Genomic DNA, 22272 nt, shown 5'->3' on the forward strand with positions numbered 1-22272 from the left:
GAGATTTAACACTCTACTAAAATTCACCTCCTTCTATATTTATATAGTCTACTAACTATACAATCTGCACTCTTAAATTTAAGGTAAATCCTATATTAAGCCCTCTTCCTTAAACTTTTCAAATACTCTTTGTGGATTCATTGGTATTCTATTAAAAGCAACACCAGTTGCATCTAAAACTGCATTTCTTATAGCTGGGGCTGGAGAAAGTGTTGTATTTTCGCCTAGAGATTTTTGTCCAAAACTTCCTGCATCATCTGGAATTTCTACAAATGCTGAACCAATATTAGGCGTGTCTAAAATAGTTTGTAATTTATAGTCTAAAAGATTGTTATTAAGAGCTCTTCCAGTCTTCTCATCAAATATCATTTGCTCTGATAAAGCATATCCTAGTGCCATACTTACACCACCGTGAACTTGCCCTTCTGCTAGCATTGGATTAATTATAGTTCCAGAATCATGAATATTATATATTTCTACTACGGTTATTTGACCAGTTTTTATGTCTACTTCAACCTCTGCAAAGGTTGCTCCATAAGCAACTACATTAGTCCTTATATTAACAGAAGTGTCACTAGTTATAGGAGAACTGTAAATCCTATCATAAAATGATTCTAACGCTATATGCTCAAGAGAACAGACAACTATACCCGTTGTTTTTTCAACTACATTACAATCAACTATATCCATTACCTCTGGATTGAGGCCATTTTTTCTGCTAGCAAACTGAAGAACTTTACTCTTTACCTCCATAGCAGCTTTTTTAACTGCAGCACCTGTAACAAAAGTTTGTCTTGATGCATAAGCACCTGTATCAAATGGAGTAATATCAGTATCTTGATTTGAAATTACATGAACCATATCAATTGGAATTCCTAAAACCTCTGAAGTCATTTGTGCAAATATAGTATCACTACCTTGACCAATTTCTGTAGCCCCGATTTGCAACTGTACTGAACCATCTTGATTCATCACAATCCTTGCACCTGCTACTTCTAGAGCTACGGGATAGGTACCTGCAAAATAACTAAAACAAGCCATTCCCACTCCATGTCTTAAACTACCTATTTGATTTTTATATAGCTTTTTCTTTTCATTCCAATTTATTAATTCCATTCCCTTTTCAAGACACTGTGATAGTCCCATGGAGCGCACCACATTTTTGGAGGATGGATCTACATGATTTTGCTTCACCAAATTTTTCAATCTGAATTCCACAGGATCTATATTTAGTTCTCTAGCAATATCATCTAAATGACTTTCTAGAGCAAATGAAATTTGTGGAACTCCATATCCTCTCATAGCTCCTGCTACCGGCATATTAGTATATACAGTTTTAGGCTCATATTTTATAGCATTAAAATTATATAATGGTCTAAATTTACTCCCACAGCTCATGGTCACTGAATGTCCATGAGATGCATATGCTCCATTATTTACTAAGTTCTTTATATCTATTGCTAGTAACTTACCTTCCTTAGTAACTCCAGTTTTAAATGTAAATCGCATAGCATGACGAACCCTTGTGTCTATAAAACATTCTTCTCTAGTTAATGCATATCTAACTGGTCTTCCATTAACCGCAAGTGTCATTGCTGCAGTTAATGGCTCTATAACAACATCTTGCTTATTTCCAAATCCACCACCTATATATGGCTTTATAACCCTTATTCTTCCCCATGGCATCCCTAGTGCCTGTCCTACTATCCTTCTTACAATATGTGGTATTTGAGTAGAAGTTACTATTACAATTCTTCCATCTGACTCCATATAAGCATACGCACTATGATTTTCCAGATGACAATGTTGTACAGTACTAGTATTAAATTTACCTGTAAATACTTTGTCAGCTTCTTTTAACTCTATTTCTACGTCTCCTACTTCATTGCCAAAAGAGCTAATAATATTATTTTGTCTTTCTTCATGTATTATTGGGGCACCTTCTTTTATAGCTTCTTCCTGATCCATTACAAATGGCAACACTTCATATTCTACATCTATAAGTTTTATAGCTTTTAGAGCTATTATTTCATCTATGGCCACAATTGCCGCCACTGGTTCTCCACAAAAGCGAACTTTATCAGTAATGATTAATCTATCTTCTACATCTCTATGTGCTTCATCAAAGGTCCAAGGATGTCCAGCCGTTGCAAATTTTATTTTTGGTAAATCTTGATAAGTAATTACTGCTTCAACACCATCTAAATTTTTTGCTTTAGAAACATCAATACTTCTTATTTTTGCATGGGCATAAGGACTTCTAAGCACCTTTCCTATTAGCATTTCCCTTTCAAAATAGTCATCAGCATACTTAGCCTTCCCTGTAACCTTTGCCACACCATCTAATCTAGATACACTACTACCTATTACCTTATAATTCATAATTCTCTTTAGCAAGATTATAATCCTACTAAAGCACCTCCCTTTATTCTTACTGATTAATTAGTCACAAAAATATATAACTATACAAGCTTTTTAGTGTTTTCTATAACTTTAACTCTCTACCTACGTAATTTCCTTTTTCATTACCTACCAATTTTCCATCCTTTATAATAAATCTTCCCCTTGAAATAGTCGTAATTACTTTACCTTTTACGTCTAGTCCTTCATATAAATTGTAGTCACAATTGGAATGAGAGTATTTTATTTTATGTCTATCTAAAGGGTCAAATATTACAACATCAGCATCTGATCCTGGGAGTAACGTTCCTTTTTTAGGATATAAACCATGAATCTTTGCTGGATTCTTTGTAAATTTATCAATTATTTTATCACCAAACATTGTATACAATAAATTAAAAGAATATTCTATTCCACCTATTCCCATAGGAATTAAATCTAAAGTTGCTCTTGCTTTTTCATTAGATTTAAATGGACAATGATCAGTACCTATTACACTAACATGATCTATATTTTTTCTTAATTCATCAATTTCTTCTAAAGACCTAAGAGGTGGTGTTAAGGTATATAGAAAACCATCCTTTAATAAATAATTATCTTTAGATAAATAAAAATATTGAGGGCAGCTTTCTATAAATAAATTTTTATTTATTAAACTTTTATATAAGTCCGTAATTCGTCTTAAAGATTCTCCTGAACTAAGGTGCACAATATACATATACCCATCCATATTCTTAGTCATTTCAGCTAAAGTTAAAACTTCTGTAGTCTCACATAATGTGGGTCTATTTTCTTCATGGGATCTTACTGGAAACTTTCCCTCTCTGATTAGCTCTTCATTTTCACTATGAGACATAAGTATAACCTTCATTCTTTTCGAAATTTTCAGTAAATTACTGATAGTTCTTAATCCAGTTTTTCTATTACTGGAACTATAAGTAGTAAAGAATTTTATGCTACAAATTCCTCTCTTTTTAATCTCCTCAATAAATAGTTCTTCATTATCTTGAAAATTTGCAATAGTACTATGAAATCCATAATCTACAACAGAAACCTTTGCTTTTCTTTTTCTGTCTACAAAAGCTTTTTCTAACTCTTCAATATTTTTTACTGGATCTAAAAAATCTATAAATGTAGTAATTCCACCATATGCAGCTACTATAGAACCATTGTAAAAATCATCAGCAGAAACCTCATTACCCACCCTAAGCTGAAAATGTACATGAGGATCTATAAATCCTGGTAATACATAATTTCCTTTTGCATCATAAATATCTTTTGATAAGAAAATATCCTTTGACAGGTTTTTAATAATTCCATTATCAATGTACAAATTTCCTCTAATAAATTCCCCTTCCACATATATATTCCCATTGACTATGGCTAAATCATAACAATTCACAATATCAACCCCACATATTTGCTTTATAATAATATTTTACCATTATTTTCTTTTATTTACCATAAAATATTATTGTACTAATAGAAATTATTGATATGAAATATTAAATTAAATTCTCTAATATGGCTCTTGATAAACAGAGTTCTAAGCTTCAGAGGAAGTATTCCTCCCACGGAAGCTTAGAACTCGTTATCCAGGGACGTAGCAGCTCTTTGCTACCGCCTCGAAGAAGATGGAGTATTAGAGCTGGTAGTCATCGGATAAATATTTATTGTAATAGATTACATTTTTTTAAAATCCCACTATACAAATCTTTAAAAAAGTATTATACTGTTAGTGATTTGATGAATTATTGAAAATATTTTGTATATTTTCAATGTTAAACTTATTTAGTAAGGGGGTATTTTTTAAGTGTGTTGTAACTTAGAAAAAAATCAAATGTTTAAGGAATTAGAAGACTTTATTAATTCCTTACCTGTCAAAGATGGAGCTTTAATAGAGGTTTTGCATAAAGCTCAGCATATCTTTGGATATCTACCTAAGGAAGTTCAAACTTTCGTCGCTGATAAACTAAATTTACCTATATCTAAAGTTTATGGTGTTGTAACATTTTACTCATTTTTCACTACTGAACCTCGTGGTAAGAATGTAATAAATGTGTGCATGGGTACTGCATGTTTTGTTCGTGGTGCTGGAGATGTTCTTAAAGAATTTGAAAAAGAACTAGGTATTAAATCTGGACAAACTACAGAAGACATGAAATTTACACTAGGTTCTTTAAGATGTGTTGGTGCTTGTGGTCTAGCTCCTGTTTTAACTGTAAATGATAAGGTTTACGGTCACTGTACTCCAGACCAAGTAAAAAGTATATTAGCTGAATATGAGTAGAATTAGGAGGTAACAAAGTTGAATAAAATAAATTCCTTTGAAGAATTAAACAAAATTTATCAGGAATACAAATCATCCCTTGATATTAGAAAAGCAACTGGTATCGATGGCTTTGTTTGTGAAAAAAATAACTATAAAAAAGAAATACTTATTTGCGGAGGAACTGGGTGTAAGTCTGCACAAAGTGATTTAATTAAAGATAACCTTGAAAAAGAAATTAGTAAGTTAGATTTGGAAGATGAAGTATACGTTTCCATAACTGGTTGTTTTGGTTTCTGTGAAAAAGGTCCTATAGTAAAAGTTACTCCAGATGATGTGTTTTATGTTCACGTAACTCCTGAGGATGCTGAAGAAATCATAAATGAACATATTGTTAATGGAAATGTTGTACAAAGATTACTTTACGAAGAGCCAACTATAAAAGAAAAAGTTAAGACTCAAGATGAAATGACTTTCTATAAGAAGCAAGTTAGAATAGCTCTAAGAAATTGTGGATTAATAAACCCTGAAAATATTGATGAATATATTGCCGAAAAGGGATATCTAGCTCTTGGAAAATGTCTAACAGAATGCACTCCTGATGACGTAATAAATGTTATATTGAAATCTGGACTAAGAGGAAGAGGCGGCGGCGGCTTTCCTACCGGAAAGAAGTGGCAATTTGCAAAAGGCTATGATGCTGATCAAAAATATATTATTTGTAATGCCGATGAAGGTGATCCAGGTGCATTCATGGATCGTTCGATTTTAGAAGGAGATCCAAATAGTGTTCTTGAAGCTATGGCTATAGCTGGTTATGCTATAGGTGCTACTAAAGGTAATATATATATTAGAGCTGAGTATCCACTAGCAATTCAAAGACTTAGAATTGCTATAAATCAAGCTAGAGAATATGGACTCCTTGGTGAAAATATACTAAATTCAGGCTTTGATTTTGATATTGAAATTAAATACGGAGCTGGTGCCTTTGTATGTGGTGAAGAAACTGCTCTTATTCATTCAATAGAAGGTAACCGTGGAGAACCAACAAATAAACCACCATTCCCTGCTGAATCTGGACTTTGGAACAAGCCAACTTGCGTTAATAACGTTGAAACTTTAGCGAATATTCCAGCTATTATTAATAATGGTGCAGATTGGTTTAGTTCAATCGGCACTAAATCTTCCGCTGGTACTAAGGTTTTTGCTCTTGCTGGTAAAATTAATAACGTTGGTCTTGTAGAAGTGCCTATGGGAACAACTTTAAGAGAAATTCTTTTTGAAGTAGGTGGAGGAATTAAATTTGATAAAGAATTCAAAGCTGTTCAAACAGGAGGACCTTCTGGTGGATGTATTCCTAAAGAATTTTTAGATACTCCTATTGACTTTGATTCTTTAAGTGCTATCGGTTCTATGATGGGATCTGGTGGAATGATAGTAATGGATGAAGATAACTGTATGGTTGATATAGCTAAATTCTATTTAGAATTTACAAAAGAGGAGTCTTGTGGTAAATGTACACCTTGTAGGATTGGTAACACTCGATTACTTGAAATTCTTGAAAGAATATCAAAGGGCGAAGGTGATTTAAGTGATCTGGATAAGCTTCAAGAGCTTAGTAACACTATAAAAGATACTTCACTTTGTGCTTTAGGACAAACTTCTCCTAACCCTATTCTTAGTACAATGAAATATTTCTATGATGAATATAGAAGTCACGTTGTAGATAAGATTTGTCCAGCAGGAGTTTGTAAGGACCTTATGAAATTTGTTATTACTGATAGATGTATTGGCTGTACTAAATGTGCAAGACAATGTCCAGTTGGCTGTATCGAAGGGAAAGTTAAAACTAAGCATGTAATTGACCATAGCAAATGTATTAAATGTGGTGCATGTAAATCTAGCTGTCCAGTTGATGCAATAGATCTAGTTTAATAATTTAAAAGAGGTGAAAGTATTGAGTTTAGTTACACTTAAAATAAATAATAAAGAAATATCAGTGGAGCAAGGAACCACAATTCTTGATGCTGCACGTAAGCTTAATATAAAAATTCCTACCCTTTGCTACCTAAATCTTCATGATAAAAAGACAACTAATAAACCTGGTTCTTGTAGAGTTTGTGTAGTTGAAGTGGAAGGAAGAAAAAATTTAGCACCATCTTGTTGTACAGCTGTTGCTCCAGGTATGGTTGTTAATACTAGTACTCCAAGAGTAATAGCAGCAAGAAAAACTATAATTGAACTTTTATTATCAGACCATTCTATGGATTGCTTAACCTGTCAAAAAAATTTAAATTGTGAACTCCAAGAGCTTGCTAGTACTTATGGAGTAACTAATTTAAAATATACTGGTTCAAAATCTGTAGCTGTAAAAGAACTTAAAAATCCATCTATAGTAAGAGATACTTCTAAATGTATTTTATGTAGAAGATGCGAAGCTGTTTGTAGCCAAGTTCAAAAGGTTGGTGCAATTGGACCAATAAATAGAGGTTTTAATACCACTATAAGCACTGCATTCTTTGAAGAGCTAAATAATAGCGCTTGTACTTTATGTGGTCAATGTATAAATGTTTGTCCTACTGGGGCATTAATGGAAAAAGATAATACTATAGATGTATTAAACGCTATAGGAAATAAAGATAAATTGGTAGTAGTTCAAACTGCTCCGGCTGTTCGTGCAGCACTTGGAGAAGAATTTGGTATTAAAGAAGGTGCTGTTACTGGCAAGATGGTTGAAGCACTAAGAGAACTTGGTTTTGATAAGGTTTATGATACTGATTTTGCTGCAGATTTAACTATTATGGAAGAAGCTACAGAATTTCTAGGAAGGTATAAGAGTGGTGAAAATCTTCCTATGATTACTAGTTGTTGTCCTGGATGGATTAATTTCATAGAAAAACATTATGGAAACCTATTAAATCTTCCATCAACATGCAAATCTCCTCAACAAATGTGGGGCGCTATTGCAAGAACATACCTTGCTGAAAAACTGGGTATACCATCGGAAAAACTTTATGTTGTATCTGTAATGCCATGTGTTGCCAAAAAATCCGAAGCTAATAGAGAAGAATTTGTCAATGAAAATAATAATCCAGATATCGATGTAGTTATAACTACAAGAGAATTAGCTAAAATGATTAAACGCTCTGGATTAGAATTTGCTTCTCTACCTTCCTCTGATTTTGATACTATTATGGGTGAATCTACTGGTGCTGGAGTTATTTTCGGAACTAGTGGTGGCGTTATGGAGGCTGCTTTACGTACTGCTTATGAATGGATTACAAATAGCACTTTAGAAGAACTTGATTTTAAATCTGTTAGAGGCCTTGAAGGAATCAAAGAAGCTTCATTAATTATTGATGGTAACAAAATTAATATAGCTATTGTAAATGGACTTGCAAATGCAAAGAATTTGTTAGATAATATAGAAGATACATCTAAAAAATATCACTTCATTGAAGTTATGGCATGTCCAGGAGGATGTATAAACGGTGGTGGTCAACCATATTCTAATGAGCAATATTCATTAATAGAAAAAAGAATGAATGCTCTTTATAGTGAGGATGCTAATAAGGTTATAAGAAAATCTCATGAAAACCCTGAGATAATAAAGCTTTATGATGAATTCCTTGGAAAACCTAATGGAGAAAAATCTCACCATTTACTTCATACTCACTATATAAATAGATAAACACCTTAATTTAGTTATTAGTTATTAGTCCCTAACTAATATAAATATAAACATAAAAATGATGGTATAAATANNTATTTATACCATCATTTTTATATAGTTCCTTATTTACAATTATAAAAATTAAAAACATATAAAGTAATATTATCCTAAGTTATAAAAGAATGTTACAAATACTGGAACTAAAGAACTTAATATAACTCCATTTATAAATGCTATTACAGCTATCTCTGGATTTGTTGCTTTAGCTATAAGTGGTAATGTTGTATCCATAGAAGTAGCTCCTGCAGGTGCTATGGCTGTGTAGCCATTCAGCTTTTTAGCTAATATTGGAATTAAAATAACTGTTATCATCTCACGGAATACATTTGTTAAAAATGCTATAGCTCCTAAAGTATCTCCACCCATTTCTTTAAGCATTACTCCTGATAAGCTATACCATCCAAATCCTGAACCTATAGCTAAGCTCTCATTAAGAGCCATATTAAATAGGAATCCTACTAAAAGTCCTCCTAGTAAACTACCTACAATTCCTCCAAATGGTACTAACAAAACCTTAAATCCTGCCTTTTTTAGATCTTTAAATATGGTCTTGTTGCCACCTACATCTATACCAACTAAAAAGATTAAAACAAATAATGAAATGGATGCAAGATTATCAATACTACTCATTATTTCTGGTGGAAACACAAAATAACCACAACCCATTCCAACTAATATAGATACTATTATTATGTACGTCATATTACTTGTCCTCCCCACATGCCTCATTTAAAAGCTCACTACACTCTTCAATTACAACATTTTCATCTTCTACAATCTCTGCATTTAAAATTTCACTATGAAATTCAGTAACCACTTTTTCATTTTCTATTATTTCCGCATTTAAGATTGATTCTTCCTTGGGTAATTGATTTTCTTTAGGCATAAACTTTTCTGATAAAATGTACACAAGTACTATACTTACACCTATTGTAGCTACTGCAAATAAAAAAGACTTTAACCCTATGGTCGGAAGATTTTTTATTATGCCCTTATCAGCTCCTATAGAAGCTCCCATAGAAAATAATAAGAATATTACACCAAGTTGTTGTAATTTACCATTTATAATTTTCCCCTTCTCACCTAATTTTAGAAAGTACCCTACAATGGCACCGAGTATTAATGCAATTAAAATTTCCATATGTCCCCCTCCTCTACCACGTTATTATATCATAGATTTGGAAACAGTTACATTATATTTAGATTATTTTTATTATATTTAACTTTATACCTTTATACATGAAATTATTTGTAATAATAATGATAAATATATTTAATCTTGAATATATATAGGAATATATTAAAAATTGATAAATAAGGAGTTATAATATGAAGAACATCTTTATGCCCTACTATATTAACGGTGATACTATTAGAGATATGTATAAAATTGCTATAAATCGATATGAAAACATTGAAATAAGTGGAAAAAGAGAAGAAACTACAATTCAAGCTACTCTACCATTGTCCGAACTAACTTGTGGAAAAATTATTCAAGGTTCAGCTACAGTAACTTTATCTAAAAGTACTCAAAGAAAATCAATAGATGAAATAGAGAATTCATCTATTAATATATTTATAAATCTAGAAACTTTATTAAATCGAAACAATGCAATCAAATCTTTAAAAATATATAGTGACCTGAATACAATTTCTCCTGGAGATATTGTAGAATTACAGTGTACTATAGAAAAATCAGATAGTACTTTAGAACTTTTAAGAAATACATTAGAATTACTTGAGTTTCAACAAATAACTTCTGATATAGATAATACCTCTATGATTAATTGGATAAAAAGAAATATAAAATCTTTAACAGAAGATAAAGTATTAAAATATCCTGTCTCCCTTCCTTTTGATTCTGATTCTTTAGTCATTACTTCTGTTTGTAGTAAACATGCATCTATGGACATAGAGTGTTATATTGGTAGACCTTGTACAATTGTTGGTGAAATAGCAAGTTATGACTATCCCCAGTCAAATCATAATATTATTGATAGTAACCCTTTAGTATCTAAATTATTATGGGATTTTATTACATCTCATAGCAACTATAAAGACTTTGTTTCTCATTTAGACTATAATAATGAATTTCCTTCTGATAAGAAAGTGTTGGAAATTGTACCTTTTATAATTTATATGTAATAAATATCTTGTTTTAGTAATATTTATAGATTATGCTAATATTAATAATTATATCTATTAATATTAGGGGGATTTATATGGACAAGTATTTTAAACTTACTGAAAACGGAACTAACGTAAAGCGTGAAATTGTTGCTGGAATTACCACTTTTCTAACAATGGCTTACATTATTGCTGTAAATCCTAATTTCCTTAGTACAGCTATGGGTGATGGTACTGCTGGAGCACTTGTAACTGCTACATGTCTAGCTGCGGGACTTACTACTATACTCATGGGACTATATGCTAATGCACCTTTTGCACTGGCATCTGGTATGGGACTTAACGCCTTCTTCGCATTTACAGTATGCGGTGCCATGGGTGTTCCATGGCAAGTGGCACTTACTGCTGTTTTTGTAGAAGGTATAATTTTCATTATTCTTTCTGTAACTAGAGTGCGTGAAGCTGTAGTTAATTGTATCCCACTTACAATGAAGTACGCTGTTACTGCTGGTATTGGACTTTTTATTGCTTTTATAGGTTTAACAGGTGCAGGTATTGTAGTGTCTAATGAAGCTACCCTTGTATCTCTAGGTTCTATGGTAGCTCCTGGTGCTATAATCGCAGTTATTGGCATTCTTATTATAGCTATTTTGAACTCTAAAAATATCAAAGGAGCTATGCTTTGGTCCATTCTGATTTGTTCTATAATTGGTTGGATATATGCAGTTATAAATCCTGAAGGAGCTACCGCCGCTGGCATATATCTTCCAAATGGATTATTCAAATATGAATCTATTAAATCAATTGCCTTCAAGCTTGACTTCTCTGTATTCACTAATAGCTCAGCTATTCTTAATTTTATAACAATTTGTCTTACTTTCTTATTCGTAGACTTCTTTGATACTGTTGGTACATTAGTTGGAGTATGTTCTAAGGCCAATATGCTAGATAAAGATGGTAATGTGCCGATGGCAAAGAAAGCTCTACTTGTAGATGCTATAGGAACCACCTTTGGTTCTTTAGTTGGAGTTTCAACCGTTACTACTTATGTAGAAAGCGCAGCTGGAGTTAGTGAAGGTGGAAGAACTGGGTTAACAGCTGTTACTACAGGTATTTTATTCTTATTGGCAATGTTTCTATCTCCAATATTTATAGCTATACCAGGTTGTGCTACAGCTCCTTGCTTAATTTGGATTGGTTTTATGATGCTAGAAAGTGTTATGAAAATAGACTTTACCGATTTTACTCAAGGCTTCCCTGCATTCATTACTATAGCCGCAATGCCATTATGTTATAGTATCGGTGATGGTCTTACCCTTGGAATTCTTTCATATACATTAATAAACTTATTAAATAACATATTTGGTAAGAAAGAAACTAAAAAACCAATCTCAATAGTAATGTATATTCTATCCATCATATTTATACTAAAACTTATATTTATGTAATTTATGTTTTAGTTATCATTAATTTAAAAAGGTAATCACCGAAAATTTTTCAGTGATTACCTTTTGTTTATATCTATATATCCATAAGATTTCTTCTATAATTCATATATAATCTTCTTAGGATTCTCATATCTTCATCTACAATTAATTGTAACTCAGATAATTCCTTATAATTTTTATCATTAATTGCTTCTCTCATTTGAGTAAATAAGCTTCTACTTACATAATTATCTTTCATAAGTTTTTCTCTTAGCTTATTTATTTCACTCCATTTTTCAAGATCATACTCCATAAAATCATCGCCATTAGATCTTCTAATGTTTCTAATTTCATTAGAATAGTTTGGAAGAATTCTATGCTCTAACTCAGTAGTCCATCTTTCAAGTACAGCTTCCTTATATCCTTTAATTACTTTATTAGTTATTACTCCATCTTTAGTTAAAACATGTACTCTCGATTCATCATCAAAAGCTAATAAATTTTCATATACAGTACTTGGAGCCTTACCAAAATACTCTTCTCTTTCTTCCTCTGTATAGAATTCAAATACATCTTCTTCACTTCTATAACATCTGCCTTCCTCTAGGTAAGAAGTTTTTTCACCTGGTTTTTTAGAAAGTTCTGCTAAAAGTTCTTCTCTACTTTTATTATTTGTAACTACATAGCTTATTCCATCTACCATAGATATTATAACTGAAGATAATACTAAATAAATATTTGTATTAGGATTTGGTGATCTCAACTCAAACCTAGTAGCCATTGGATTAATTGCATCTCTCACTAGTCCAACAAGAATAGTTCTATTTCTTGAAGGCACATCTTTAGTAAATCCTAAGGAAGTTACTATACATACTGGTGCTTCAAAGCCTGGTTTTAATCTTTGTAATGCATCATAATTTGAAGAAACAAAGGGGTTTATTACTTCATAATTCTTTAATACTCCCATTATTGCTCCATATCCTACTTCACTTAAAAAGTCTTTTTCAGCATAACTGTGGAATAAATTCATCTTCTTACCATTTTTAAGCTTTAAAGTAACGCCTACATGTAAATGTTCTCCATTTCCTGCTACCTCTTCAATTGGTTTAGCTTGGAATGTAACTTCAAGACCATTTTTTCTAAAAGTTTCTTTTATTAGACCTCTTACCAAAAGTTCATTATCACAAGTTTGAAGGGCTGTAGAAAACTTCCAATCCACTTCTAATTGTTCCATTATGTGAGTTAGAACTCCAGACTCAGATAGTTTAGCTTTAACTCCCCCTACTTCTTTATGACCCATTTCTGGTTCTAGTCCATATTTAGCTAATAAATCTAAAGATTTTTCCAGTGCTGTTCTTACAGGACCCTTAGTTCTCTTCCAGTACTGCTCCTTTAATACTTGGGAAGTGGATAATTCTTCTATTTCAGCTAATTCATTTGGAGTATTTACCCAAAACTCTAATTCTGTAGCTGCTGTAATACTTACGTCCTCTATTTCATCATAGTTTATGTCAAAGTTAGTTAAAAATTGTGGATTTTCTTCAAATAACTTCATCATAGAAGCTCTAAAGTGATCTACAGAATTTTTTAGTATGTACCTAGAATCTACGGCAACATCTTCATGGTATAAGTGACATGGCATTCTAATAGTTCCTACTGGTTTATTTGTTTCTTCATCTATATAATCATAATTATAATCTACATACCAATTACAAGTTAAATCAACCTTCATATCTACCTTTGCATTATTAAGGGTAGCTATTCCCGGTAATATTACAGATGATCCATCAGTCTGGACAGCTGTACCATGTAAAAATGTCTCAATATCTTCTATGAAATTTTTAACAGGAATTTTTTCGTCTGTATCATTACCTAAAAAGTCAATACCAACTAGAGAAACAAATCTTATTTCCTTATGCTGCTGAAGTATTTTTAGTAACTCCTCTTTATTTTGTTTATTAGTAGGTATTACAAATAATAAACTCATATAATATAAGCCCCCTTTTATAATTGTGTTCAATATTTGCATTATAGCATAATATAAAAACATTGAATATAATTAATTTTGTTAACAATAAGTTAATATATATAGTTTTTTTTCGACCTTTTATTAAAAATATATTAATTTTTTACTTTTTGTTAATATATAATCCTTTACATTGTAAGTTAAACCTTTTCACTTTACGTAAAATATATAATTAACCCAATATAAAATTTACCTAAATATTTTAATGTTTATAATATTTCTTTTCATTCAAATTATTCTTTCTATTAATTATACAATTTATACAAATTATAGAACTCTAAAATTATTCAGTATATTGACATAACTTTAATAGAATTATACTATTAATTTATTGGCTAAAGTTGACTAAATTTAGTAAATATATAGTTTATATTAGAAATTAAGGAGAATACATTTATGAAATTATTATTTTTCGATACTGAAACTACTAGTATAAAACCCGGTAATATATGTCAATTATCATATATTACTGTTGATACTAGCACAAAACCTCAAACAACAGTAGGTAAAAATTATTTCTTCACTGTAGAAGAAATGAATGAAAGTGCTGAAGCTATACATGGCTTTTCTTTAGAAAAGCTCTACGAACTGAGTAATGGAAAATATTTCGAAGATACTTATGAGGAATTTATAGATGATTTTATCAATAGTGATATAATTATTGGACACAATGTTCAATTTGATATTAAATTTTTAAAAAGCGAACTAGAATTTTTAGATATTCCTTTTAATCCTAAAGGTTCATTTTGTACTATGTCATATTATAAAGAAATATGTAAAGCTACTAATTCTAGAGGCTTATTAAAAAATCCTTCTCTTGGAGAAGTGATAAACTTTTTAAACCTTAAGGAAGATTTTCTTCAAAATAAATGTACTTCTCTATTTGGTAAGACATCTGGCTATCATGATGCAAGATTTGATACAACTTGTACTTATATGTTAGTAATTCAAGGAATAAAAACTGGATTAATTCCTCCAAAATTTTTTACTAATATGTTACAATTTAAGTAATACTGTGAAGTAAAACTTTTATTTTAGGAGTGATTTAAATGATAGCTATTAAAAATGTTACTATCCACACTATGGCAGAAGATGAAATTATCAAAAATGGTGTTATACTAATTGATAATGGCAAAATATGCAACCTTGGTTCAAACATAGCAATTCCCGAAAACATAGAAATTATCGATGGAAAAAATGGCTTTTTAATGCCAGGTATTATTGATGCTCATTGTCATATTGGAATGTGGGAAGATGGATTAGGATTTGAAGGTAGTGATGGAAATGAAACTACTGATCCAGTTACGCCTCATCTTAGAGCTATAGATGCAATAAATCCTGTGGACAAATGTTTTCAAGAAGCATTAGAGGCTGGTATTACAACTGTAGCAACTGGTCCTGGAAGTGCTAATGTAATAGGTGGAACCTTCGCAACTATGAAAACTTATGGGAAAACTATAGATGATATGGTTATTAATGAATGTACCGCTATGAAATCTGCCTTTGGAGAAAATCCTAAGCGAGTTTATAGTGGTAAAAAAGTTACTCCAAGTACTAGAATGGCTACTGCAGCTATCCTTCGTGAAAATTTAATAAAAGCTAAAAATTATGTAGAAAAACAAGAAGCCTTCAAAAATGGTAATGCTAAAGCTCCAGACTTTGACATGAAGTTAGAAGCCTTAGCAAAGGTCATTAGAAAGGAAATTCCATTGAAATCTCATGCTCATAGAGCTGATGATATTCTTACTGCTATTAGAATAGCTAAAGAATTTGATTTAGACCTTTCTTTGGAACATTGTACTGAAGGACATTTAATAACCGAAAGCCTTAAAGATGAACATATAAAATCTATAATTATAGGTCCAAGCTTATCTGATAGAAGTAAAGTGGAACTGAAAAATTTAACATTTAAAACTCCTATGATTTTAAACAAAGCTGGAATAAAAGTTTCCATTATGACAGATCACCCTGTAATTCCACTTCAATATATATCTCTATGTGCTGCCCTTGCTGCTAGAGAAGGAATGGATGAAGAAGAGGCTTTAAGATCTATTACCATAAATCCAGCTCGTGCAATAAATGCTGATCATAGAGTTGGTAGTATTGAAGTAGGCAAAGATGCAGATATTATAATATATAATGGACATCCTTTTGATCTTAGAAATACTGTTAAACTTGTAATGATTGATGGTAAAGTAGTTAAAAATCAACTTTAATTTAATTAATCATTAATTTAAGTATATAAATAAAATATAACAGAATATTATTAGGGGGATTCCTTATTTAGAATATACCTAGTTACATTGATATGTAACTAGGTATATCTTATTATTACATATTATTCCACTTATCTTTACAATTCTACCATAACTTACATTTACAAATCTTAGGTTAATTTGTGGACTTTAGTTTTAAATTTTGTATAATACTAATTACAGCATTAAACAATCTTTTTATAGATAAAACCTTATTCTTTAATCATTTTATATTGTATATATTAAATTCTATTTTATAAAAAGATATATACAAATTTTAAGGAGGTAAGATTATTGATAGATAACATTAAAAAGAATTTAATTATTATTCCTTTAAGTATTTTAGTATTATCAATTGTAGCTTTAATTTTATTAAATATAGGTGCAGCTACAATCCCCTATAAAACATATTCAGATTTTTTACTGGACTTAGAAAGTAATAATATATCTAAGGTATCCATGTCTCAAACACCTAAAATTACTGTTATAGATAAGTTTGGAAAAAAATATTCTACAGATAATCCTAATAGTAATACTCTTAAAGAAACTCTTTTAAAAGAAGGTATTACAGTTGAAAGTTCTTCCACTTTACCAACAAATCAACGTATAGCAGTTATATTCCTCAGTCTTTCTGCTGTAACTACTATATTTATGACTATAAAAAGGAATAGTTCTGGTGGAACAATGACTTCTATTACTGCAATTGATGGACAAAGTGTTTCTAAGGATAAATTTAACTTTAATTCTGTAGCCGGTAATGATGAGGCTAAAGAAAGTTTAAAGGATATAGTAGATTTTCTTAAAAATCCAGAAAAATATGCTTCTTACGGCGCAAGAATGCCTAAAGGTGTAATTCTTTATGGAGATCCTGGAACTGGTAAGACTCTATTAGCAAAAGCTATAGCTGGTGAAGCTAAGGTTCCTTTCTATGCTGTATCTGGTTCAGACTTTGTTCAGATGTATGTTGGAGTAGGTGCAAGTAGAATTAGAAATTTATTCAAGAAAGCTAAGACTCATGGTAAAGCTGTTATTTTTATTGATGAAATCGATGCTATAGGTAAGCAACGTAGTTCTAATAAATCTGGTAATTCTGATGAAAAGGATCAAACCTTAAATGCTCTTCTAACTGAGATGTCGGGATTTAAAGAAAGTGAAGGTATTGTAGTTATAGCAGCTACTAATAGACTTGATATATTAGATGAAGCTCTTTTAAGACCTGGTAGATTTGATAGGCATATAGAGGTATCTCTTCCAGATATTAATGCAAGAGAAAAAATATTAAATCTTCACTTTAAAAATAAACCAGTAAGTGATATGAACATAAGAGATATCGCACATAATACAGCCTATTTTTCTGGTGCTAAATTAGAAAATTTAGTGAATGAAGCTGCTATAATTGCATGCAAAGAAGATGCTCCATATATCACTGGTGAACATATGGATAAAGCCTTTTCAATAGTAGTAGCTGGTCATGAAAAATTAGATAAAGAAGCCCTTAAAGAAGAAGATATGAAAATTACTGCTTATCATGAAGTTGGACATGCATTGATTTCCCACTTAAAAGTTCCAGAAGAAAAAATCTCTAAAATAACTATAATCCCTACCTCTAAGGGTGCAGGTGGATACACTTTAACTATAGGTGAAGATAACACCTACCATAATCTAGATTATTTAAAAAGAAAAATTATGGTTTTATTGGGTGGAAGAGCTGCCGAAGAAATTATCTTTGGCGAAGAAAAAATAACTACTGGAGCCTTCAATGATTTAAAGAAAACTACCAATATAGTTAATAATATGGTATGTGAATATGGTATGGGAAAATCTCTAGGTCTTTTAAGACTTTCAGAAATGCAAGGAATACCTACTGATTATTATACTACAGTAGTATTGGAAGAGTGTAAATCTGTACTGGATGAATTGTATGAAGAAGTTAAAAACACCTTAAATAATAATTTAGATTTATTAGTTAAGCTATCTGAAGAATTACTTTTAAAAGAAACTCTATATACTGATGACATTCTTAATCTAATATATGGTAAAACAAGCTAATCTATGTACAATATTATTTGAAACCTAGGGGTAATTCCTTAGGTTTTTATTTTAATGCTAATTATTGGTGTAGCATTAGAATACTTGTACTTATATATATAAAAAGGCATGAAACCATTTTAAATTTTTAGGTTTCATACCTTTTTATATTTTATATAGGTAATATTACATGTTATATACTAGATAAGTTTTACCTGAAATTAAAGCTTATCTAGTTATATATTGTTTAAAATTTATATATTGTTTAAAATGCTATTGTAGCTTAGATAGTTCTACTGCAAGTTTTGCTCCAACCTTAGCATTATTAAATACTAATTGAATGTTAGATTCTAAACTTGATCCACCTGTAATCTCCTTAACCTTAGAAAGTAAGAATGGTGTACTCTCTTTTCCTACTATTCCTTTCTCTTCCGCTTCCTTAACAGCTGTTTCTATAGCATTATTAATTGTATCATAATCCATTTCAAATTCTTCTGGTATTGGGTTTGCAACAACCATACCACCCTCTAAACCTAAATCCCATTTAGCCTTTAATGCTTTTGCAAGGATTTCTTCACTATCCACTTTATAGTCTACTTTAAAGCCAGATTTTCTTGTGTAGAATGCCGGTAATTCTTCTGTTTGGAATCCTACTACAGGTACTCCCTTAGTTTCTAGGTATTCACGAGTTAACCCTATATCAAGAATAGATTTACATCCAGCACATACTACAGCTACGTCAGTCATAGCTAATTCTTCAAGGTCAGCTGATATATCCATAGTCTGTGCAGCACCTCTATGAACTCCTCCAATTCCACCTGTAGCAAATACCTTAATTCCAGCAAGTGCTGCAATAATCATTGTAGATGCAACTGTAGTAGCTCCATTTAGTTTATTAGCAACTATAAAAGGTATATCCCTTCTGCTAGTTTTTATTACTCCAGAAGTTTTTCCTAAAAATTCAACTTCTTCAGTTGTTAATCCAACTTTTAATTTTCCTTCAAGAATAGCTATAGTTGCTGGGATTGCTCCATTTTCTCTAATTACGCTTTCCACTTTTAATGCAGTTTCTACATTTTTAGGGTAAGGCATTCCATGAGAAATTATAGTTGATTCTAAAGCAACTACTGCCTTTCCTTCCATTAATGCTGCTTTTACCTCTGGGTTTATATCTAAATATTTTTCTAACATTATTTAATCTCCTCCAATTTTTTATTTATATTTTCCAAAGACATATTTGGATTAATAGTATCTTTATGAGTAATTGCCAGTGAAGAACAAGCTGAAGCAACCTTCAAAGTATGTATTAAATCAAAATTATTCATACTTGAGTATACTAATCCAGCAACAAAAGCATCTCCTGCACCATTAGCATTGACAACTTTAACTTTGGGTGGAGTAAATAATCCTTTACTTATCCCATCATTATAATATACTCCTTCTTCACCTAGACTTATAAATACATTTTTTACACCTAAGTTTAAAAAGTAATCACTAACTTTTTCTACCTCATCCATAGTACTAATTTTCATTCCTGATAAAATCTCAGCTTCAATTTTATTAGGTTTTATTGTATGAAACTTATGAATGATGTCCCTTACCTTAACTGCCTTAGATGATGATACTGTATCTAAGAAAAATTTTGTATTTTTAAAGTTATTAACTACATACTCTATTACTTCCTTAGGAATATTAGTGTCTATAATACATATTCTAGAACTTTCAATTACTGATTTTTTAGTTTTAATAAATTCTATGGTCATCTTATCATAGATATCCATGGATGAAATTGCTACCTTCATATCTCCAGAATAATCAAGAACAGACATATATACTGATGTAAATTCTCCATCTAATTTAAGGCTATGTTCTAAATCTAAACCAATTTCTCTGCCTTCATCTATAATCTTACGACCATAAATATCATTACCAATAACAGAAATTAGTTTTGTAGAAACTTCTAATCTACACAAATTTTCACCTATATTCCTACCAACCCCACCTAAAGAAAATTTTATATTTCCAGGGTTAGAATCATTAAGTCTTAACTCATCATTAGAAAATCCTACTATGTCTATATTAGTTCCTCCTATTATAGACACAAAATTTTCTTTACTCATTACATATCCTCTACCTGAGATATATCCTTTTTTTATAAGGTTTCCTATATGTACTCCTACAGATGACCTAGTAATCTTAAGAATATCTGCTATTTCATTTTGAGATATTAAGGGGTTATCCTTTATAAGATTTAATATTTCTTCTTCTCTATTTGTCATCATTTTCTCCTCTTAATATTTGCTTATTTTATAAAGATTTGCTTACTTGATTTTAGCATACTATAAAAATTAATGCAATAATATTTTATCCAAAAATTTTAATGCAATAAATTTATATTTATTTTTTCTCACTATAATATTCCTTAAAATTTGTAATTTATTACGAGTATGGAATTATATTATCTAAATTTATGTAAGTAATACCTTAATATTAGACAATGTATGCATTATTTTCTATTTAATTTTTAATTTATCCCCTATAGTTTTAATTATTCTTAAATCATATAAACAATTCAATATATTGCACCATAAAGATTTTCGAGTTATAATAAAGTTTGTACTATAGGAGTCATTAATACAATGTCTTTATAATTTATACTATAGGAATGGAGGAATATTATGGGACTATTAACTTTTAAACGAGGCATTCATCCGCCTCACGGAAAACATTTTTCAGAAAAAAAAGAAATTGAAACCTATCTTCCAAAGGGTGATTTAGTGTTCCCTATGAGCCAACATATAGGGGCTCCATGTGAACCTATTGTAAAAAAGGGAGATAAAGTTGTAGTTGGACAAAAAATTGGTGCAAGCACATCTTTTGTTTCATCTAATATCTATTCTAGTGTATCTGGAATAGTTAAAAATGTAACACCTATGCTTACATCAAATGGTTCAAAGGCTATGAGCGTTATTATTGAAAACGATAATACCTATGAAGAAATAGCCTATACACCACACGAAAATTATAAGAATTTATCTAAAAATGAGCTATTAGATATAATTCAAGAAGCTGGTATTGTAGGTCTTGGAGGTGCATGCTTTCCAACTCATGTAAAGCTAAATCCACCAAAAGAATGCAATATTGATACTATTGTTATCAATGCAGCTGAATGCGAACCTTACTTAACTTGTGACCATCAGTTAATGCTACAATATTCTAATGAGATAGCTGAAGGTTTAGAAATCCTTTCTCAAATGTTTCCTGAAGTAAAAATCTTCTTAGGTATTGAGAACAACAAAAGTGATGCTATAACAATAATGAAAGCAGTTGTAGAACCTATTAAAAATGTTGAAATAGCAGAACTTAAAACTAAGTATCCACAAGGTGCAGAAAAACAGTTAATCTATTCTGTTACTAAAAGAGAAGTTCCAACAGGAAAACTACCTGCAGATGCTGGTTGCATAGTTCAAAACGTAGCTACTATTTTTGCTATAAGAGAAGCAGTTATTCTTGGCAAACCACTTACTGAAAGAATAGTTACTGTTACTGGAGGTGCAATAAAAACTCCAAAAAACCTAAGAGTTAAATTTGGTACAAGCTTGAGAGAACTTGTTGATTATTGTGATGGATTTAACGAAGAGCCTGTTAAAGTTCTTAGCGGTGGTCCAATGATGGGAACTGCACTATTTACTTTAGACATTCCTGCAATAAAAGGTACTTCTGGTATACTTTGCTTAACAAAATCAGAGGCTGTGCCTACTCTTGAATCAAACTGTATCAGATGTGGTAAATGTGTTAACGCATGTCCAATGTTCTTGCTTCCAAATAAACTTAATGCCCAAGTTGTAAGAGGCGATTATGAAAACTTTGAAAAGTTTGGTGGACTTAACTGCATTGAATGTGGTGCTTGTAGCTATTCTTGCCCTGCTAAGAGAAATTTAACTCAAACTTGCAAAGAGGGTAAAAAAAGAGTTATAGCTAATAAAAAGAAAAAGTAGAGGTGAACA

At 30.9% G+C, this 22272-nt stretch carries 16 protein-coding genes; 9 read left to right on the forward strand and 7 right to left on the reverse strand.

Annotated features, from left to right (window positions below):
- Nucleotides 1-90: 90 nt before the first annotated feature.
- Together xdhA and B3086_RS11215 are read right to left on the reverse strand one after the other, a co-directional pair.
- Complete coding sequence (gene xdhA / locus B3086_RS11210) at nucleotides 91-2382, reverse strand: xanthine dehydrogenase molybdenum-binding subunit XdhA (protein WP_346846557.1); 2292 nt, start codon at nucleotides 2380-2382, stop codon at nucleotides 91-93.
- 103 nt (nucleotides 2383-2485) lie between these two features.
- A complete protein-coding gene (locus tag B3086_RS11215; RefSeq protein WP_346846556.1) occupies nucleotides 2486-3802 on the reverse strand; it encodes an amidohydrolase family protein in 1317 nt (438 codons plus the stop codon).
- A 411-nt stretch (nucleotides 3803-4213) separates the two neighbouring features.
- Between B3086_RS11215 and nuoE the strand changes: the two genes are divergently transcribed.
- Genes nuoE through B3086_RS11230 form a run of 3 tightly spaced genes read left to right on the forward strand, consistent with a single transcriptional unit; the run spans nucleotide 4214 to nucleotide 8360 of the window.
- Entirely contained in the window at nucleotides 4214-4690 is a 477-nt protein-coding gene (nuoE, locus tag B3086_RS11220; RefSeq protein WP_035133630.1) for an NADH-quinone oxidoreductase subunit NuoE, read from the forward strand.
- A gap of 18 nt (nucleotides 4691-4708) precedes the next feature.
- Entirely contained in the window at nucleotides 4709-6604 is a 1896-nt protein-coding gene (locus B3086_RS11225; protein WP_346846555.1) for an NADH-quinone oxidoreductase subunit NuoF, read from the forward strand.
- Nucleotides 6605-6626: 22 nt separating this feature from the next.
- Nucleotides 6627-8360 carry an NADH-dependent [FeFe] hydrogenase, group A6 gene (locus tag B3086_RS11230; RefSeq protein ID WP_346846554.1) on the forward strand — a complete coding sequence of 578 codons (1734 nt, stop codon included), beginning with the start codon at nucleotides 6627-6629 and terminating at the stop codon, nucleotides 8358-8360.
- Nucleotides 8361-8504: 144 nt separating this feature from the next.
- Here B3086_RS11230 and B3086_RS11235 read toward each other — a convergent pair whose 3' ends face one another.
- Nucleotides 8505-9104 carry a lysine exporter LysO family protein gene (locus tag B3086_RS11235; protein ID WP_035133637.1) on the reverse strand — a complete coding sequence of 200 codons (600 nt, stop codon included), beginning with the start codon at nucleotides 9102-9104 and terminating at the stop codon, nucleotides 8505-8507.
- A gap of 1 nt (nucleotide 9105) precedes the next feature.
- Nucleotides 9106-9543, reverse strand: a complete 438-nt coding sequence (locus B3086_RS11240; RefSeq protein WP_346846553.1) for a LysO family transporter — start codon at nucleotides 9541-9543, stop codon at nucleotides 9106-9108.
- A 188-nt stretch (nucleotides 9544-9731) separates the two neighbouring features.
- Here B3086_RS11240 and B3086_RS11245 point away from each other — a divergent pair, with 188 nt between their 5' ends.
- Entirely contained in the window at nucleotides 9732-10547 is an 816-nt protein-coding gene (locus tag B3086_RS11245; protein ID WP_346846552.1) for a hypothetical protein, read from the forward strand.
- Nucleotides 10548-10624: 77 nt separating this feature from the next.
- The gene (locus B3086_RS11250) at nucleotides 10625-11977 is read left to right on the forward strand and encodes an NCS2 family permease (RefSeq protein ID WP_346846551.1); all 1353 of its coding nucleotides are present in this window, start codon (nucleotides 10625-10627) and stop codon (nucleotides 11975-11977) included.
- A 73-nt stretch (nucleotides 11978-12050) separates the two neighbouring features.
- Here the strand turns inward: B3086_RS11250 and B3086_RS11255 are convergent, their stop codons facing one another.
- Nucleotides 12051-13943, reverse strand: a complete 1893-nt coding sequence (locus tag B3086_RS11255) for a glutamine synthetase (RefSeq protein WP_346846550.1) — start codon at nucleotides 13941-13943, stop codon at nucleotides 12051-12053.
- Nucleotides 13944-14378: 435 nt separating this feature from the next.
- On the opposite strand from B3086_RS11255, the gene B3086_RS11260 reads away from it, so the two are divergent.
- The 3 genes from B3086_RS11260 (at nucleotide 14379) to B3086_RS11270 (ending at nucleotide 18286) form a co-directional block, all read left to right on the forward strand.
- Nucleotides 14379-14993, forward strand: a complete 615-nt coding sequence (locus B3086_RS11260) for a 3'-5' exonuclease (protein ID WP_346846549.1) — start codon at nucleotides 14379-14381, stop codon at nucleotides 14991-14993.
- 38 nt (nucleotides 14994-15031) lie between these two features.
- Nucleotides 15032-16198: an amidohydrolase gene (locus tag B3086_RS11265; RefSeq protein WP_346846548.1), complete on the forward strand. Its 1167-nt coding sequence runs from the start codon at nucleotides 15032-15034 to the stop codon at nucleotides 16196-16198.
- A 336-nt stretch (nucleotides 16199-16534) separates the two neighbouring features.
- On the forward strand, nucleotides 16535-18286 hold the full coding sequence (locus B3086_RS11270; protein ID WP_346846901.1) for an ATP-dependent metallopeptidase FtsH/Yme1/Tma family protein: 1752 nt from the start codon (nucleotides 16535-16537) through the stop codon (nucleotides 18284-18286).
- A gap of 252 nt (nucleotides 18287-18538) precedes the next feature.
- On the opposite strand, the gene B3086_RS11275 is transcribed toward B3086_RS11270, so the two are convergent.
- Both B3086_RS11275 and B3086_RS11280 read right to left on the reverse strand, forming a co-directional pair.
- The gene (locus tag B3086_RS11275) at nucleotides 18539-19456 is read right to left on the reverse strand and encodes a pseudouridine-5'-phosphate glycosidase (protein ID WP_346846547.1); all 918 of its coding nucleotides are present in this window, start codon (nucleotides 19454-19456) and stop codon (nucleotides 18539-18541) included.
- Complete coding sequence (locus tag B3086_RS11280; RefSeq protein ID WP_346846900.1) at nucleotides 19456-20544, reverse strand: PfkB family carbohydrate kinase; 1089 nt, start codon at nucleotides 20542-20544, stop codon at nucleotides 19456-19458. Before B3086_RS11280 ends, B3086_RS11275 begins: the two co-directional genes overlap by 1 nt.
- Before the next feature lie 399 nt (nucleotides 20545-20943).
- Here B3086_RS11280 and rsxC point away from each other — a divergent pair, with 399 nt between their 5' ends.
- Complete coding sequence (gene rsxC, locus B3086_RS11285; RefSeq protein ID WP_346893404.1) at nucleotides 20944-22263, forward strand: electron transport complex subunit RsxC; 1320 nt, start codon at nucleotides 20944-20946, stop codon at nucleotides 22261-22263.
- Nucleotides 22264-22272 lie beyond the last annotated feature (9 nt).

The sequence above is a fragment of the Clostridium sp. UBA871 genome (assembly GCF_002295255.1).
In the GTDB taxonomy this organism is placed as follows: domain Bacteria; phylum Bacillota; class Clostridia; order Clostridiales; family Clostridiaceae; genus Clostridium_J; species Clostridium_J sulfidigenes.

Coding starts and splice junctions, on each gene's coding strand:
- rsxC (WP_346893404.1), top strand. CDS start 20,944: ATGGGACTATTAACTTTTAAACGAGGCATTCATCCGCCTCACGGAAAA.
- B3086_RS11250 (WP_346846551.1), top strand. CDS start 10,625: ATGGACAAGTATTTTAAACTTACTGAAAACGGAACTAACGTAAAGCGT.
- B3086_RS11275 (WP_346846547.1), bottom strand. CDS start 19,456: ATGTTAGAAAAATATTTAGATATAAACCCAGAGGTAAAAGCAGCATTA.
- B3086_RS11240 (WP_346846553.1), bottom strand. CDS start 9,543: ATGGAAATTTTAATTGCATTAATACTCGGTGCCATTGTAGGGTACTTT.
- xdhA (WP_346846557.1), bottom strand. CDS start 2,382: ATGAATTATAAGGTAATAGGTAGTAGTGTATCTAGATTAGATGGTGTG.
- B3086_RS11235 (WP_035133637.1), bottom strand. CDS start 9,104: ATGACGTACATAATAATAGTATCTATATTAGTTGGAATGGGTTGTGGT.
- B3086_RS11255 (WP_346846550.1), bottom strand. CDS start 13,943: ATGAGTTTATTATTTGTAATACCTACTAATAAACAAAATAAAGAGGAG.
- B3086_RS11260 (WP_346846549.1), top strand. CDS start 14,379: ATGAAATTATTATTTTTCGATACTGAAACTACTAGTATAAAACCCGGT.
- B3086_RS11245 (WP_346846552.1), top strand. CDS start 9,732: ATGAAGAACATCTTTATGCCCTACTATATTAACGGTGATACTATTAGA.
- B3086_RS11280 (WP_346846900.1), bottom strand. CDS start 20,544: ATGACAAATAGAGAAGAAGAAATATTAAATCTTATAAAGGATAACCCC.
- B3086_RS11265 (WP_346846548.1), top strand. CDS start 15,032: ATGATAGCTATTAAAAATGTTACTATCCACACTATGGCAGAAGATGAA.